The sequence below is a fragment of the Collinsella sp. AK_207A genome (assembly GCF_902501965.1).
Taxonomy (GTDB): domain Bacteria; phylum Actinomycetota; class Coriobacteriia; order Coriobacteriales; family Coriobacteriaceae; genus Collinsella.
Genome location: NZ_CABWID010000014.1, coordinates 43,947 through 59,729, shown reverse-complemented (window position 1 = coordinate 59,729; position 15,783 = coordinate 43,947). Strand labels below are relative to the sequence as shown.

The following is a 15,783-nucleotide window of genomic DNA, read 5'->3' as shown; positions in this document are numbered from 1 at the left end:
GTGCCAGGAGAACGGGCGCTTGGCATCAAAAGATGCGGCTCCCCCTACCAAGAAGCAACCCAGACGAAATCGAGCAACACGGATAGCCCTGATATGGCTGCTATGACTCCAGGTAGCGTTATCACATGAATCCTTGATTCCAACAGGGAGGCGAGGGGCTCCTCCCCAACGCATCGAGTTCGCACCATCATGAACGCAGGGCACAAGAGAGGAAGAAGATACCGGGGCTGCATCCCTGCAATCTCCCCACTCCCAACGCCGGTGAAGGAGACATAGAGAGCCGTGGCCGAGAGGGAGATCATCAAGAAGACCAAAAGGGAGATCCAGCATTTCGATTTGAACGTGAAGATGGGGGACGTTTCATCCCCAAATATGACCTGGGCACTCAGCAGCAGAATGATAAACGGCACCGTTGAGAAGGCGGACAGGGGAAAGACCGATATATCGCTCCCAACATAGGCGTAGTAAATCGAATAGCCGTTCGATGACGCCGGCGAGACATAGTTCAGCATGAAGCGCAGCAAGGTCCCCGTATAGGCAAGCGGATGGTGCAGGATATAGGAAACTTGCCCCAAGGCATTCACATCTGTACCACCGCGCACATCGCCTGCCTGCGCCGCGGGAGAAAAGAGCATGGGCAACACAAAGGACAAGACGAGGAGAAGCGCAAGGACGAGCACCGACACCCGACATCGCCTTGCCTCCTCACGACTCGCACATTGTCTCGCGGGAATCAGGAACAAAAGGCCGATGAGCGGAAAGTAAACTGCCTTGACCATGATCGCCAACGTAAAAACAATAAGACAGGGAACGAACGAAACGACCGTTACCGAACCTGCCGGCGAACCGCAATAGAGTCTCGCGAACAACGCCAGCCCCAGCATGCTCAGAGCAAGCAACCAGGGATCGTAGGAGTAGCCGGAAGCCAAGAAAAGGGCTGTTGGGAGCAGCCCCACCACCGCGAAGAGCACCTTCTTTACCGGCGTGATGCCAATTGCACCAAATACGACCAGCACATAAAAGAGCAGATTGAACCATCTGCCGAGTATAAATGTCCCGACAAACGAAAGATGCAGCAGCCTGCCCATCCAGAGCCCGAGTGCGGAGGGTATCGCCCCGACGATCGGCACAAAAAGATACAATTCGCCTGAAACCGGCACTACGAAGCCTATGCTCTCGCGCCCGTTGTCCGTTGCATTTGAATCGGAACCAACCTCTTCCATGCGCTTGCAAAACTCGTCGATACGCTCATGGTTAAGACCCCCTCCTCGGCCCCAGGGAACATCTACCAGTTCTCCCTCGAGAGCACCGACCTCGCCATGTCCGAGAAATGAGAGCCCTAGCGCACGCTCGTAATGAATTTGATCGTCGGGAGCGAGATTGGTGACAGGCGGCAATGCGAACGATAGGTAGGAGCCCAACGTGATAGCGAGAGCGAGAAAGAGAAACTCGACCTTCCTTCCAAGAAACTTGATGGCGAGGAAAACGAACGCTATGGAGAGCAGGAGCTCGAGCACCAGCAGCAGCGATCGATAGATAACCGAGTACGTACCCCCAAGCATCACTGCAAGTAGAACCGCGATAAGCGCTGCAGAAGAAACACATGTGCCAAGAAAGGCGATGCCCTTTCTGTCGAAAAGAGAATCCGCAGCAGCTTCAGGATACGAGTTCCTCAGATACGCGCGAATGTAAATAAAACCCACCTGGAAAAAGAACGCCGTTACAACAAAGATCGCTAATCTTTCCCTGCTCCAGAGCAGTGCTCCGCCGGCAAGAGAATCCGATAGCCCGAAGAGCGTGAGAAGCTCGAGCAGCAGCCCCGCAACGAGCGAGATGAGCGCCATCGGTGCAAGCGCGGTCAACAACCCAAAGATGCTCATGTGCCCGGCAAGGGGAAACGATTTTTTTACCGCCCCATAAACCAGCATGAACGCAACGGCCGATAGGCAGCAGACGAGCATGGATGCGATGATAGTGAAGCGGAATAGGCAGTAAACGTCCATGGCGAGCATCATCGTCCCGCACACACGGATAATGAACCCGCTCGACAGGGTCCTTGGTCCCAACTCACCTGTTTTCATTTAATACAGACCTCCAACGAAAGCCGAAAGCTTTATCCCACAGCAACGACTCGATGAAGGGTCAGGGGGCTTTGAGCTTAGGAGCTTTGCGTTAGAGAACTCCGGAGCTGAAGCTAGAGCGGAAAGAGAGCGACTCCAAAGCTCGCAAGGATGCACGGCATGTTCATGACATAGCACGCCACGATCAAACACGCAACAGTTACCAAGACCCCCCCCTGAGACATTTTCTTATGGGGTCTCAACACGCACATCAAGAGCAACAGTCCGAGCGGGAACAGATACCGCCCCTGCACGCCCATGATGTAATCGGATACCTTGTCCACGGTCAGCGTCCAACCGCGCATGGTCAGGATGATAAGCACGAAGTTGACGAAGCAGAGCACGCACACGACGACCTTGTCGATCGTATCGAAAACCCGCTCGTTGTCCTCATCGTTGTAGAAGAGGACAACGAACTGCATGGCGGCGTACGCCCAGAGAGCCGGCTCCCATAGCCCGATTGAGAGGCGGCCCAGATTCGACCCGAAATACCACCGCATCCAAGTAGGAACCATGATGTAGAACGTATTCAGCATGATGCGCAGGAACGCCTTGGGGCTTCGCATGAGCTCGAAAGCATCCGCCATGAACGAACCATGATAGAGGATGACGACCGCACCCGCCATCAGCATCATGAGCGCGAACAGTCCGATATAGATCTTCAGGCACGTCCTGCCGTCGAAACGACGCTTGAGAAATAGAAGCGGAAGCAGGAGAAGCGGCGCGAACATGTACTTGGAAACGAGCACGAGCACCCCGAGCGCGATAAGGACCAAGACCTGCCGGCGAGAAATCGCCTTCGAGCAGAACACCGCGATAAAGTAGACCACGAAGGCCAGGGAAACGATGTTCGCCACACAATCAGCCGAGAAAGAGGCTTCTTGCTGAACGAGCATGGGGTTCAGCAAGAAGACGAACAGGGCCGTCTTGCCGAACGGCATAACCCGGATCATCCAATACCCGCACGCGATGAACAACAAGCCGTTGGCGATCCGGCACGCGAAGCAGGCGAGATAGGCATTGACTCCGAGAGATCGACAGACCGTGACGATCAAAGCGGGCAGTGCATAGAGATGGTCGTAGTAGCTAGAAAGATACCGGGAGAACGTCGACAAGCTGCCCCATGTATCGGACTGGGCGAGCAGCCGATACGCATCCCGATAGGTACCGGGCATAACGTCTTCGGAAGCGAGCGCTGACGGTATGCGCCAGGCCCCATCGTGACGCCCGAAAAGGGAGAAGGCCTGGGCAAGATGAACCTGTTCGTCGGGAACCCAGCCGGGCAGAATAAACAACCCGAAAGCGGAGACGGCCGGAACGGCGATCAGTAGGAACATCGAGGCCGCATCGCTCGAGAAGACGCGGCACAGCCGGAAGAAGAACCAGCCCAAGAGAAAGAGCAGGACGAGCGCGAGGGGTTGCAAAGCCGAGACGGAAGCATTCGCGGCATAGTCGAGCACGCTCCAGAAGGCAACGGACATGACGATGACGGACAGCGCGCTATACGCAAGCAGAAGCCAGCCTCTCGGAACATCGTGGGAACAGACAGGGCAGGACACACTGCCGCGCTCGTCCGCAGCCGCCGTTTCTCGATCCTCTGTACGCAAACCAGATACCCCTTCAGATAAACGGAGAGAGCAGGCTACCTGCCCAGAACCTTATCGATCTTCGTCGCATCGCCCCATACACCGGGAGAATCGTACGGACGGTCGGGGTACTTGCCGTAATCGAGCGTGATGTTCAGGCCATGGTCGGCGATGAAGCGCTCGATCATCTCGCCCAGGCTGAGCGGCTTGCCGGAGCAGCAGTTGATGATGCCCGCTACCTCGTCCTGCAGCACACATGCCGCTATCTGCTCGCTCAGCTCCTGAACGCTCAGGAAGTCGTACTTGTTCTTACCGGACGTGAACGGGAAGTGGGTCTCCCCCGCCTTCGCCGCACGGATGATCTTGCCGAAGATGGACTGCGAGCCCTCGTCGTCGCCGTAGATGTAGAACCCGCGCAGCCACTGCGCCACCACGCCCTTGCGGGCTGCCTCGAGCAGGAAGGCGCGACGCAGCGAGTCCTTAGAGATGCCGTAGAGGCTCTGGGGGTTGCACGGCGTGTCCTCAGCGATGGCACCCTCCCAGTAACCGACCTCGTGCATGCTGCCCATGACGGCGATCTGCTGCACGCCGAGGTTCATCATCTTGAGGAGGAACCGGTAGTGCCCGGAAAGGTCGAGCATGTGGGACTCGTTGTTATGGTCGAAGCCGTTCCGCCAAGCCATGTGGAGGCACACGTCGGGAACAGCGTCAACATAATCGGACAGCGCGAACTCGTCGCTGAAGAGGTTGGCAACCACCCATTGGACGCCCTCGAGCTCCTCTCCCTTCCGCTGGTCGAGCGCGATGACGCGAACGCCATTCTTTGCCAGGGCGCGCGTCACGTGGCTTCCGATGTAGCCCGAGGCGCCCGTTATCAGCACGGTCTTCATATCGCAGTCCTCTTTCTAGAGCTCGTTGCTGGATTCGCTCGTAGCATACACGTTATTCACCATGGCGGCGATCGGCTTGGGCCAGAGCGTCGCCAGAATCTCGCCGTCCTCGCGCTTGCGGATGTTCTCGCTCAGATTCTTGGTCGTCGCCGAACCCTCGTAGATCCGGTGACCCATGAGCAGCTTGGGGATGAATACGAATCGCCCCGCCCGGGACGCCAGCTCAACGTAGGTCATGTAATCGCAGCTGTTCACATAGTGGGTATCGAAGATACTCGGTCCGAGCACAGTGCGGTCGTAGGTGCAAGCAGGACAACAAATGGGATCGCCGAACGCAAGGATGCGCCGCTTGAGCCAGATCCTCCCGTTCCAGAAGCGCTTAGCGAGCGGGGCGTTGAGAATACGCTTGACCTTGAGGATCTTGTTGGAGGCCACGCGGGCGCCCTTGCGCATCTCGAAGTAGTCGGTGAAGTACATCTGGACGCGCTCGCCCTCGTAGCGGCGAGCCTCCGCGAGCACCTCCTCGGTGAACGTGGGCTCATAGTAATCGTCCTGATGGGCCAGGGTGACGAGCGGCGTGCCGGCATGATCGTACGCGTAGTTCCAGTCAGCGCCCGCGCCCTTCTTCTCAGGGTTCACGAGCATCTCCACCCCGTGCCGCGCACAGATGTCCTTAAGGTAATCGTTCGGCGTGGAGGTCGAGAGCTTAATCTGCGAGCGCACGGTCTGCTGCTCAAGGGATACGAGCGTCTCCTCAACATAGGGATTCTCGCCATAGGCGCAGATAACAAACGTGTGATCTTGCTCGGTATACATGCACGACCTCTCAGAGCGGTACCCATTACCTTTGGAATTCTAGAGCACCAAGCGCGGAGCGCCGTCCGTGCGGTCTCGTTACCAAAGGATAAACAGACGTCGGATGGTCTTTCTGTCCGCAGCGGTTGGACCGGGCGGGTGAACGATATACTTCTCCCCTGTCCGACAGATGGAGTCCTCGCATGTACATCATCGACAACTACTACACGCTCTCGGAGATTCTCCGTATGGTGCACGCCACCGTGTGCACTAGGCTCTTCTACCCCAGCGCCCTGCTTATCCGCCGCCCCTTCTACCTGCGCGGCAAGCCGCGCGTGAGCTTTGGCCGTGGCTTCACCACCGGGTATCGCTGCCGTATCGAGGCTTTTGGGAACGGACGGGGGGACCGCGTCACCAAGATTAGCTTTGGCAAGAACTGCCATCTGGGCGACAACGTGCACATTGCCGCGGTGGAACGCGTGAGCATCGGCGATAACTTCCTCGCTGCCTCGAAGGTGTTCATCAGCGATAGCTCGCATGGCAACTACGGCATCGCGGATCCCTGCTCACCAGACACCGACCCGTCCGCGCGGCCGCTCATCTCCTCGCCCGTGCGCATTGGAGACAACGTGTGGGTGGGAGAGAACGCCTGCATCCTCTCGGGCGTCACGGTCGGCGACGGGGCGGTCATCGGCGCCAACGCGGTCGTCACACGTGACGTACCCGAGAACACGATCGTCGCCGGCATCCCGGCGCGGCCCCTCAAGCTCTACGACGAAAGCGATGGCACGTGGAAGCAAAACAGCCCGAAGCGCTAACGCTCAAATCCAATCTCATCTGGAACTCGGTCGGCAACTTCATCTATCTGATTTCGCAATGGCTATTCACCTATCTGGTGACTATCGCCCTCGGTTTTGAGGGTGCCGGCATCTACTCGCTCGCCGTGAGCATCTGCACGACGTTCTACACAATTTCCGCTTATGGCATGCGAAACTACCAGGCGTCCGATATCTCACATGAATACGCCGATTCAACCTATGTTGAATCGCGTTACCTGACCTCGCTCATCGCGCTTGTGGGATGCGCCCTGTTCTCCCTGCTCACCGGCTATGCATGGCAAACGCTCTGCTGCATCGCACTCTACATGCTCTTCAAGCTCACGGAGAGCGTCTCCGATGTCTACCAGGGCGTCGTGCAGCTGCGCATGCGCATGGACTACGTGGGGAAGTCGTTCATCGCAAAGGGGGTCCTCGAGCTCGCCACGTTCGGCTCCTGCCTCTTCATCTCCCGCGACCTCACCCTCTCGCTCGGCGTGCTATTCCTCACGTCGTTGCTCGTGGTGGCTTGCTACGATGCCCGGCGCGCCCATCTGTTCTACCGCCCCCAGGCCGAACCCCTCAAGCTGGTTTTGAGCCTCCTGAAGGCTTGCCTGCCCGTTGCCGTATACAGCCTGCTCTTTACCGCCGCGGGACAGATCCCCCGCATCGTCCTGGAAAGCATGCTCGGCTCCACGATGCTCGGCTACTACAGCTCGATCGCCATGCCCGTCACCATCATCCAGGTATCGGCCAACTTCATCTTCGCGCCCCTTGCCACACCGCTCGCGGAGGCCTATACCACGGGAGACATGAAAGCGTTCTCCTCCATGATCAAGAAGGTGGTCATCTCCATCGTCGCGATAGCGGTTGCGGGCGTCGCGGGGTTCGCGGTCCTCGGCGAGTGGTTCTACACGCTTCTCTTCGGAGATGCCATCGCTCCCTACGTTGGGCTGTCGATTCCCCTGGTACTCAGCTGCGCACTCGTTGCGGCATGCTGGTTCCTTGCAACCGTTGTCATGGTCCTGCGCCGGTTACGAGGGCTCGTCATCAGCAGCGTGCTCATCTGTGCCATCGCGATCGCGGGCTCGGTGCCCTGCATCGACCTGTTCGGGCCCAACGGGGCGACGCTCGTCTACATCGCCGGGCTCGTCGCGTTCATCGTCTGCAACGTGGCGCTCCTGAGAAGAAGCGCCACGTAGTAATTCACGATTGAGGCGAAGCGGTCGCGGATGGCGTAGACGGTTCCTATGCCCTGCCAGCTCCGAATTCCATCTCGCTTATGAGCGATCGAAGCGTTGTCGCCATCGCGTCGAGCAATGCTGAGGCGTCATCCTCCGTTGCCCCATAGGCATAGAGGTAGGCCTTGAGCTTGGGCTCCGTACCGCTGGGGCGCAGAAGGACCCGAGAGCCGCCCTCGAGACGCCATTCGATGACATTGGACGGAGGCAGCTGCTCCCCTCCCCGACCCGTCGCGTTGACGACCGGCATCGGCGTTCCCGGAAGGTAGTCGATGGTCTTGACCACCTTGCAGCCGGCGAATTCGTCAAGCGGGCTCGTGCGAAACGTCGCCATGATTCCGCTCATACGTGAGGCGCCCTCTTTACCCTCGAACGGAATCGAGAGCTGCTTCCCGGCGCAGAAACCATAGGCTTTACCCAATTCGTCAAGCGCCTGCGTGAGCGATACGCCCCGCTGCTTCAACTCGGCGGCGAGCTGCGAGATGAGGACCGCCGCCTCGACGCCATCCTTATCCCGAACGTAGCTGCCCGCAAGATAGCCGAGACTCTCCTCGAGGCCGAAGAGGAAGTCAGACTCCCGTCCCTGACGCTCCAGAGAGCCAATCTGCTCACCGATGAACTTGAAGCCGGTGAGCGTGCGACGCAGCTCGAACCCATGACGCTCCGCGACCACGTCTGCCAGCGGAGTCGTTACGATCGTGGTAGCGGCCACGCGTTGGGAAAGGTCAGCGCCCTCCCGCTCAGCGCGCAGCACGAGCCAGGAAAGCAGCAGGACGCCAACCTCGTTTCCGGTCAGCAAGCGCCAACTATCCCCATCGGGCACGGCAACGCCAAGTCGGTCGGCGTCCGGATCGGTCGCCAGGGCGAGGTCACAACCTTCACGTTGAGCAAGCGCTATGACCTGGTCCATGGCTTCGGCGAGCTCGGGGTTGGGCTTAGGACACGTCGAAAATACCCCGTCTTCATGCTCTTGCTCGGACACGATGAAGAGGTTGCCCCATTCGCGAGAAACACCCAGATTGGCGAAGGCGGCAAGGACCGGCTTAAGCCCCGTCCCGCACAACGGGCTGTACGCAATCCTCAGGCCGGAGCAGTCCGCAGAACCAGCGCTGCCCAGCACCGCGTCGCGATAGTGGCCGAGCACATCGTCGGGAACGATAGTCGCGGCGGCGTCGGAACGCTTCACATCCTTGAAGATATCAACCGCTTCAATCGCAGCCTGGATTTGAGAGCACATCTCGGTCGTGGCTTGGCATCCATCCGGTCCGTACACCTTGAAGCCGTTGTACTGACGCGCGTTGTGCGATGCCGTAATCACAACGCCAGCCGCGCAACCGAGTTCGCGGACCGCGAAAGACAGCACGGGAGTGGGAACGGGACCTGAAAAGCACAGCGGACGCGCCCCGTTTGCAGCAAGGACATGCGTGGTTTCCCGCTCGAACTCCTCGCCGTGCTCTCTCGTATCGCGGGCTATGACAACGCTCGGCCGAGCATCGCCCTGTGCAACGAGCCAGTTCGCAAGACCTTGGGAAATACGCGCGATGGTATAGCGATTGAGCAGGGCCGGGCCGATGCCCATGGGCTCGCGAATACCGCCCGTTCCAAAATGGAGCTCGCGATCGAAGGCCTCGCCAAAGGCCTGCTTATCATTCACGAGGGCATCGAGCTGGGCTCTCCCCTCCTCGTCGACGTTTTGATACCAACGCTGCCAGCGAGGGTCAACGCTCGAGCACGCCTGCTCGACGAGCGGCTTAATGCCAGCGCTTTTGTCCTTTGCGCATACGAGGATTCCGCCCACCGTGGCCACCACGACCGCGTTCGGGACTCCCGAGACCACGAGCGGCAGATCAAGCTCGTTGATCACATGGGTGTTAGAGGAGCCGTCAACGACGACGCGTCCCGATGTGGTGTCGGGCATCTCCTCGGTCAGCGTGCTCCACGTGCCCAGATCCTTCCAATTGCCCGCATAGGGGACGACTGAAATGGAATGCGCCCGTTCAACGACCTCGTAATCAAAACTATTCTTGGGAAGCTCGCTGTAGCGACTCCGCAAGTCGGCATACCCTTCGTAGTTTCCGTACGCTCCCAGGATGCGCATGACGTACTCGAGCCTAAACGCGAAGACACCGCAGTTCCAAAGCGCGCCGTTCTGAATAAGAAACTCGGCTTTGTCCGCCGACGGCTTCTCGACGAAGCGATCGACCGGACGAAGCGGGCCCGTCGGTACGCGCGGCACGATGTAGCCGTACTTCTCGGACGGATAGGTTGGCTCGACGCCAATCAGAACGAGATCGGACGCATCTTGCTGCACGGCGTCCGCAGCCTTGGAAAGGCCCTCGTAGTAGGCATCATCAACGTACGAGTCTATGGGCAGAACGATAACCGGATCAGCTGGATCGGCGTGCTGCTCCCACAACACGTGCGCGCACGCGAGCATGATAGCGGGTGCCGTATCGCGACGAGAGGGCTCAACGGCCAGGGCAAAGCTTCCTTGCACCTGCTCGGCGATCATGCTGGCCTGCTCGGCGCAGGTTGCGATGGTCACGTCCGCGTCGGGGATATAGTCGCGCACCTTCGAGAACGTGCGCTGGACCATCGATACGTGCTTGCCCGTGCCGTCGCGCAGAACCTTCAGGAACTGCTTGGACCGGACACCGTTGGAAAGCGGCCACAGCCGCGTACCAGAACCACCCGACAGCATGATAAGGTGCGTCAACGTTCAATCCTCTCAAAAATGACTGAGCCTTAAAACACTATACAACACGTGCAACTCAGCAGCACAGAGATGCAGGTAGACCGCGCCATGCTAGAGCGAGCCCAAAGCCACGACGCGATATCGACGAAACGATCTCACGGCCCTATGTCCAGACCGATCGGCGGCCACCCCGATGCGTTTGTCGGCTTTTCTCAGAAAAGACGGTTACCGATTCGCTCGGGACTGGAACATCTCGTGGTAGAAATCGAGCGTCTCGCGTGTCGTCCTGTCCCATGAGAACCCCTTGACCTGCTGCAGACCCTTCTGGACCACGTCATCCCGGTAGCTTCGGTCTTGACGGAGGCGCTCAATCTCCCTAGCAACACCGTCGGCGGTAGGTTCATCGAGGAGGATGCCCGCTTCGCCGGCAACCTCGGGAATGGAGCTAACGTTCTTGGCAATGACCGGAGCGCCGGAGGCCATACCCTCGAGAACAGGGATGCCGAAGCCCTCGTATTCGGACAGGTAGAGCAAGGCGATCGATTCGCGGAGAATCTGGCACACCTCGGCGGATGATGGGAAGACCTTGGAAACGTAACGATGTGGGAGCAGGGCGTCGAGTCTCGTCTTCTCCGCATCGGTGAGCGGAGCGCCAACGATGACCAGGGTGACATCGCTACTCGCAGCCACCGCTTCTGCAGAAAGCCAGAAGTTCTTGTAGAATGCCACGCGGCTTCCGACGTAGACGACCTGATCCTTACGCTCTGCGGGAGCGTAAGTGTAGCTCGCCTCATCGTAGCCCTGGTAAACCACCTTGATGCGTTTATTCGACGCACCCGGGATGAAGCGGAGCATGTCGCGCTTCGTACTCTCCGAAACGCAGATGACCCCTTCGGCCCCCAGCACCGCATCGCGGATCTGGGCCATGTGAATCGCCCTGTTGAGACCGTGCGTGTAGTACGCCCAGATAAAATCGTGAACGGTCGTAATGTCGTGGCAGCTCTTACCCCGCGAAAGCCGGTAGCAGCTCGAGTGGAAGAGAGACTCGGCTGCCGGAACCGAAGCGCGCACAAATTGGGCGACGCGTCGAGGGACTCTGTCCTGGAGGATGACAGGCGCGGTAACGTTCAGATTGCTCCGGACCTTGTTGTTCAGGCCATCGGAGCGCTCGATCACTGTTAAATCGATCGTCGGGTCCGCCTGAGCGGCCTCGAGTAGATGACCCCAGTAGACCGACGCGCCTCCCATGCGCTGCAGGGAGAAGACGATGTTGTCCATAATCAAGGAAACTTGCATGCGATTCAACATCCTTTTGCCGTCTGAAAATGCCAAATCATCCTAGCACACGGAAATGGACGTCTCGCATAGGGCACCGCGGGTTACGTCATGGCACCGTTTATCCGGAACTTGGGAGTCCAGGATATAAACAGCAGTTCAACGAAGGCGCTGCGACGTAAACGACATCTTTTTGATACCTGTTTGCGACGTAATCGCACGGCGGCGAACGCGCGGCGCCCAAGAATCGGCTACTTGCAACCGTCCTCGATGTCCTTCTCCAGCAACGCAACCTTCTGCGTGAGGTTCTTGATCATGGTGTTCTGACGGCTAAGCGCCACGCTCATGGAGAGCGCGATGGCGAGCACCATGAGGAGCCCCACCAACAGCATGAAATTCGCCGGGGTCACAAAGCCAACGAGCGTGGAGAGCGAGAACACCGCGTTGGGAAAGAGCACGCACAGCAGCATGACGATGCCCAGGAACAACCAGAGCAGCGAGTAGCGGAGCAGCAGGCGCCCGCGCGCCACCAGGCGGAGCACCGCGTAGAGGAACGCCACGCAGAACGCGATGGCGAGAATCATCATCGGAAGCGTCATGGGAACCTCCTACTTGGCGCGCGTCGCGCTCGTCCAACACGCGACCCAGATGGCGAGCGAGACCTTCACCATGTAGTACACCGTGGAAAGCCCGCCGATGGAGGAGCGGCCGCCCTGGCGCTCGCGCATCTTGACGGGCGCCTCGCGCACCGAGAGGCCGCGCTTGAGCACCATGGCGATGGACTCCGGCTCGGGATAGTCCGTGGGGTAATAAGAGCAGAAGAACTCGATGGTCTCCCGTCCGCAGGCACGGAAACCCGAGGTGGGATCGGTGACGCACTCGCCCGTGAACAGATGGATCCAGAACGAGAGCCAGGTGATACCCACCCGGCGCATGAACGTGGACTGGAAGCCGTCGGTCTTCTGCACGAAGCGCGAACCGATGGCGAGGTCCGCACCATTCTGAATGAGCTTCACCAGATCGGCGATGTAGGCTGGATCGTGCTGGCCGTCGCCGTCCACCTGCACGTCCACGTCGTACTCGCGCTCGAGCGCGTACTTGTGGCCCGCTTGGACCGCGCCACCGATACCGAGGTTCTGGGGCAGGTTGAGCACGTTGATGCCATGGCTGCGGCATTCGGCGAGCGTGGCGTCGCGGGAACCGTCGTTCACCACGATGTAGTCGTAGCCCGCGGCGACGACGCTCTCCACCGTGGCAACGATGCTCTCTTCCTCGTTGTACGCCGGAATGATGACGAGCACCCTTGGCTTAGAACCCATCCCTGACCTCTCAATACGCTGGGTATAACCCGTTCATGATAGCGCAGGAAGGAATTTTGCCCGGCATGGAACGGGCGGTCAACGGAATCGGCACCTTTGTTTATCGTCCCCACAACACACGGCAAAGTCAAGACTGGTATCGGCTGGACGGCGGGCTATTATGAAGGTGTTCCGCACCCCAGCGGAGCAACTGGGTGAACCGTCGCGTTTATTTAGGGAGCCCACACAGGTCGTTCGTGTACAGGCATCCTTCGTTGTTAAGGAAGCTGGAGGGGACGATGAGGGCACCCACCTGGAATAGGTGGGTTCATTTCGTGAAGCTGGGGTGCGGCTCTTTTTTCTCGGGCGGCGTTTGAGTTGCCGCTATTCCGGCATGCCAACGCCGAGCAGCCCCGCCAAAACACATAACTTGTTCGCTGGTTTCGTGCTGTCTTCTGCCGTATACTCATGCAAACATTTGTTCTGTTTTTGGAGCGACCATGGGCGATTCTCCGACACGCGCGCGATCTGGCAACCCTTCCCACATTGAAGTGCGGGGCGCTCGCGTCCACAACCTGAAGGACATCGACGTCGACGTGCCGCTCGGCAAGCTCGTGGGCATCGCGGGCGTCTCGGGGTCGGGCAAGAGCTCGCTCGCCCTCGGCGTGCTCTACGCCGAGGGATCGCGGCGCTACCTGGAGGCGCTCTCCACGTATACGCGTCGCCGCCTCACGCAGGCCGGGCGCGCCCAGGTAGACGAGGTGCTCCACGTGCCCGCAGCTCTCGCGCTCCACCAGCGCCCGAGCGTCCCCGGCGTGCGCTCCACCTTCGGCACCATGTCCGAGCTGTTGAACAGCCTCCGCCTACTCTTCTCGCGCTGCGGCAGCCACGTGTGCCCGCACTGCGGAGCGCGCGTGCCGTCCACGCTCGCCGTCGCTGCCGAGCAACCCATCACCTGCCCTTCCTGCAGAGCCGTGTTTCACGGGCCGGGTGCGGAAGACCTCGCCTTCAACAGCGGCGGCGCCTGCCCTACCTGCGGCGGCACCGGCATCTCGCGCACGGTGAACCGCGCGGCACTCGTGCCCGACGAGACCCTCTCCATAGACGAGGGCGCCGTCAAGCCCTGGGGCAGCCTGATGTGGGACCTCATGAAGCAGGTCTGCGGAGCCATGGGCGTGCGCACGAACGTGCCCTTCAACCAGCTCACGCCCCGCGAGCGCGACATCGTCTTCAACGGACCGCCCGAGAAGCGCCACATCCTCTACCGGTCGAAGAAGGGCGACGACTTCGCCGAGCTGGACTTCACCTACTACAACGCCGTCTACTCCGTGGAGAACGCACTCGCCAAGGTCAAGGACGAGAAGGGGATGAAGCGCGTTGCCCGCTTCCTCACGGAGGGCCCCTGCCCGGATTGCGGCGGCACCCGGCTCTCCGCTGCCGCGCGGGCGCCCGAGATACGGGGCATCAACCTCGCCCAGGCCAGCACGATGACGCTCGACGACCTGTCTATCTGGGTAGCCGGCGTGCCCGCGAGCCTGCCCGCCGAGATGCGCCCCATGGCCACGCGCATCTGCGAGAGCTTCGCCGACACCGCGCGCCGGCTGCTTGACCTAGGGCTCGGCTACCTCTCGCTCGACCGCGCAGGTGCCACCCTCTCCACCGGCGAGCGCCAGCGCGTGCAGCTCGCGCGCTCCGTGCGCAACCGCACCACCGGCGTGCTCTACGTGCTGGACGAGCCCTCGATCGGCCTCCATCCCGCGAACATCGACGGTCTCATGGGCGTCATGCGCGACCTCCTCTCCGATGGCAACTCCGTGGTGATGGTGGACCACGACGAGCGCATCCTCGCCCAAACGGACTGGCTCATCGAGATGGGACCGGCGGCCGGCGCCGGCGGCGGGCACGTGATCGCACAGGGCACGGTTGCAGATGTGGAACGCGCGCCGGAAAGCCGCATCGGGCCGTTTCTCTCCGGGACGAGGAGCGTGGTGCGGCAGGGGGCCGGAGGGATTGAGCGCGGCGGCGTCCCCGAACCGTTCGAGCACGGTCGCATCCGCCTGGAGACGGACGCCATTCACACCGTGAAGCCGCTTTCCGTTGACATCCCGCGCAGTGAGCTCGTGGCCGTGACGGGCGTCTCGGGCTCGGGCAAGACCACGCTCGTGCTGGAGAGCCTCGTTCCCGCGATCAATGCCGCGGCCGCCGGCGCACCGCTCCCCGCCCACGTGAAGTGCGTGGACGCCGAGGAGATCACGCGGGCCCAGCTCATCGACGCCACGCCCATCGGCGTCAACGTGCGAAGCACCGTGGCGACCTACGCCGATATCCACGACGAGCTCAGGCGGGCATATGCCCGCACCGCCACGGCCAAGGAAGCCGGCTATCGGGCCGGCGATTTCTCCTACAACACGGGCAAGCTCCGCTGCCCCACCTGCGACGGCACGGGGCAGATCTCGCTCGATGTGCAGTTCCTACCCGATGTGGACATCCCCTGCCCCGACTGCGGCGGCAGCCGGTACGGGAAGGCCGCCTCGGGGTTCACCCGTGCCTGTGCGGACGGCAGCGAACTTTCGCTCCCGCAGGTCATGGAGCTTTCCGTGGACGAGGCGCTCGATGCGGGTCTCGGTATCAAACGCGTTCAGACGCGCCTGCAAACGCTGCACGACCTGGGCCTCGGCTATCTCACCCTCGGCGAGGCCACGCCCGCGCTCTCGGGCGGCGAGGCCCAGCGGCTCAAGCTCGCAAGCGAGATGGGGCGCGCGCAGGACGACGCGGTCTTCGTGTTCGACGAGCCCACGATCGGCCTGCACCCGCTCGACGTTGAAACCCTGCTCGCCGTGTTCGACCGCTTGGTGGCGCAGGGGGCCACGGTGCTCGTCATCGAGCACGACCTCGACGTCATCCGCAATGCCGATTACCTCATCGACCTGGGACCGGGCGGTGGCGAGCGCGGCGGCAGAATCGTGGCGACCGGCAAGCCTGACGAGATAGCCGCCGTTCCGGAAAGCGTGACGGGACGCTATCTCGCGCTATAGTGGCAACCGATGCACCGCTACCGGGGCAACGGC

11 protein-coding genes are annotated in these 15,783 nt (G+C 60.6%); 3 read left to right on the top strand and 8 right to left on the bottom strand.

What is annotated here, in order from left to right:
- Positions 1 to 44: 44 nt before the first annotated feature.
- The 4 genes from GDJ97_RS03735 to GDJ97_RS03720 all read right to left on the bottom strand — a co-directional run bounded on the left by GDJ97_RS03735 (position 45) and on the right by GDJ97_RS03720 (position 5,412).
- Positions 45 to 2,012 carry a DUF2142 domain-containing protein gene (locus GDJ97_RS03735; protein ID WP_226808795.1) on the bottom strand — a complete coding sequence of 656 codons (1,968 nt, stop codon included), beginning with the start codon at positions 2,010 to 2,012 and terminating at the stop codon, positions 45 to 47.
- Between the two features lie 182 nt (positions 2,013 to 2,194).
- Positions 2,195 to 3,727, bottom strand: coding sequence for a DUF2142 domain-containing protein (locus tag GDJ97_RS03730; protein ID WP_152069878.1), 1,533 nt, complete (start codon positions 3,725 to 3,727; stop codon positions 2,195 to 2,197).
- A 35-nt stretch (positions 3,728 to 3,762) separates the two neighbouring features.
- Complete coding sequence (locus GDJ97_RS03725) at positions 3,763 to 4,596, bottom strand: NAD(P)-dependent oxidoreductase (RefSeq protein ID WP_152069877.1); 834 nt, start codon at positions 4,594 to 4,596, stop codon at positions 3,763 to 3,765.
- 15 nt (positions 4,597 to 4,611) lie between these two features.
- Positions 4,612 to 5,412, bottom strand: coding sequence for a glycosyltransferase family 2 protein (locus GDJ97_RS03720; protein WP_152069876.1), 801 nt, complete (start codon positions 5,410 to 5,412; stop codon positions 4,612 to 4,614).
- Between the two features lie 182 nt (positions 5,413 to 5,594).
- Here GDJ97_RS03720 and GDJ97_RS09700 point away from each other — a divergent pair, with 182 nt between their 5' ends.
- A complete protein-coding gene (locus GDJ97_RS09700) occupies positions 5,595 to 6,209 on the top strand; it encodes a DapH/DapD/GlmU-related protein (protein ID WP_304515496.1) in 615 nt (204 codons plus the stop codon).
- Positions 6,182 to 7,408 (top strand): lipopolysaccharide biosynthesis protein, encoded by a 1,227-nt coding sequence (locus GDJ97_RS03710; protein ID WP_152069875.1) that lies wholly within the window; start codon positions 6,182 to 6,184, stop codon positions 7,406 to 7,408. The genes GDJ97_RS09700 and GDJ97_RS03710 overlap by 28 nt, the downstream gene beginning before the upstream one ends.
- A gap of 46 nt (positions 7,409 to 7,454) precedes the next feature.
- Here GDJ97_RS03710 and GDJ97_RS03705 read toward each other — a convergent pair whose 3' ends face one another.
- The 4 genes from GDJ97_RS03705 to GDJ97_RS03690 form a co-directional block, all read right to left on the bottom strand.
- A complete protein-coding gene (locus tag GDJ97_RS03705; RefSeq protein ID WP_152069874.1) occupies positions 7,455 to 10,163 on the bottom strand; it encodes a sugar phosphate nucleotidyltransferase in 2,709 nt (902 codons plus the stop codon).
- Positions 10,164 to 10,367: 204 nt separating this feature from the next.
- A complete protein-coding gene (locus GDJ97_RS03700; protein WP_193221300.1) occupies positions 10,368 to 11,438 on the bottom strand; it encodes a glycosyltransferase family 1 protein in 1,071 nt (356 codons plus the stop codon).
- Between the two features lie 230 nt (positions 11,439 to 11,668).
- Positions 11,669 to 12,016 carry a DUF2304 domain-containing protein gene (locus GDJ97_RS03695; RefSeq protein ID WP_152069872.1) on the bottom strand — a complete coding sequence of 116 codons (348 nt, stop codon included), beginning with the start codon at positions 12,014 to 12,016 and terminating at the stop codon, positions 11,669 to 11,671.
- A 9-nt stretch (positions 12,017 to 12,025) separates the two neighbouring features.
- On the bottom strand, positions 12,026 to 12,736 hold the full coding sequence (locus GDJ97_RS03690) for a glycosyltransferase family 2 protein (protein ID WP_152069871.1): 711 nt from the start codon (positions 12,734 to 12,736) through the stop codon (positions 12,026 to 12,028).
- A 479-nt stretch (positions 12,737 to 13,215) separates the two neighbouring features.
- On the opposite strand from GDJ97_RS03690, the gene GDJ97_RS03685 reads away from it, so the two are divergent.
- Entirely contained in the window at positions 13,216 to 15,750 is a 2,535-nt protein-coding gene (locus GDJ97_RS03685; RefSeq protein WP_152069870.1) for an excinuclease ABC subunit UvrA, read from the top strand.
- Positions 15,751 to 15,783: the final 33 nt, after the last annotated feature.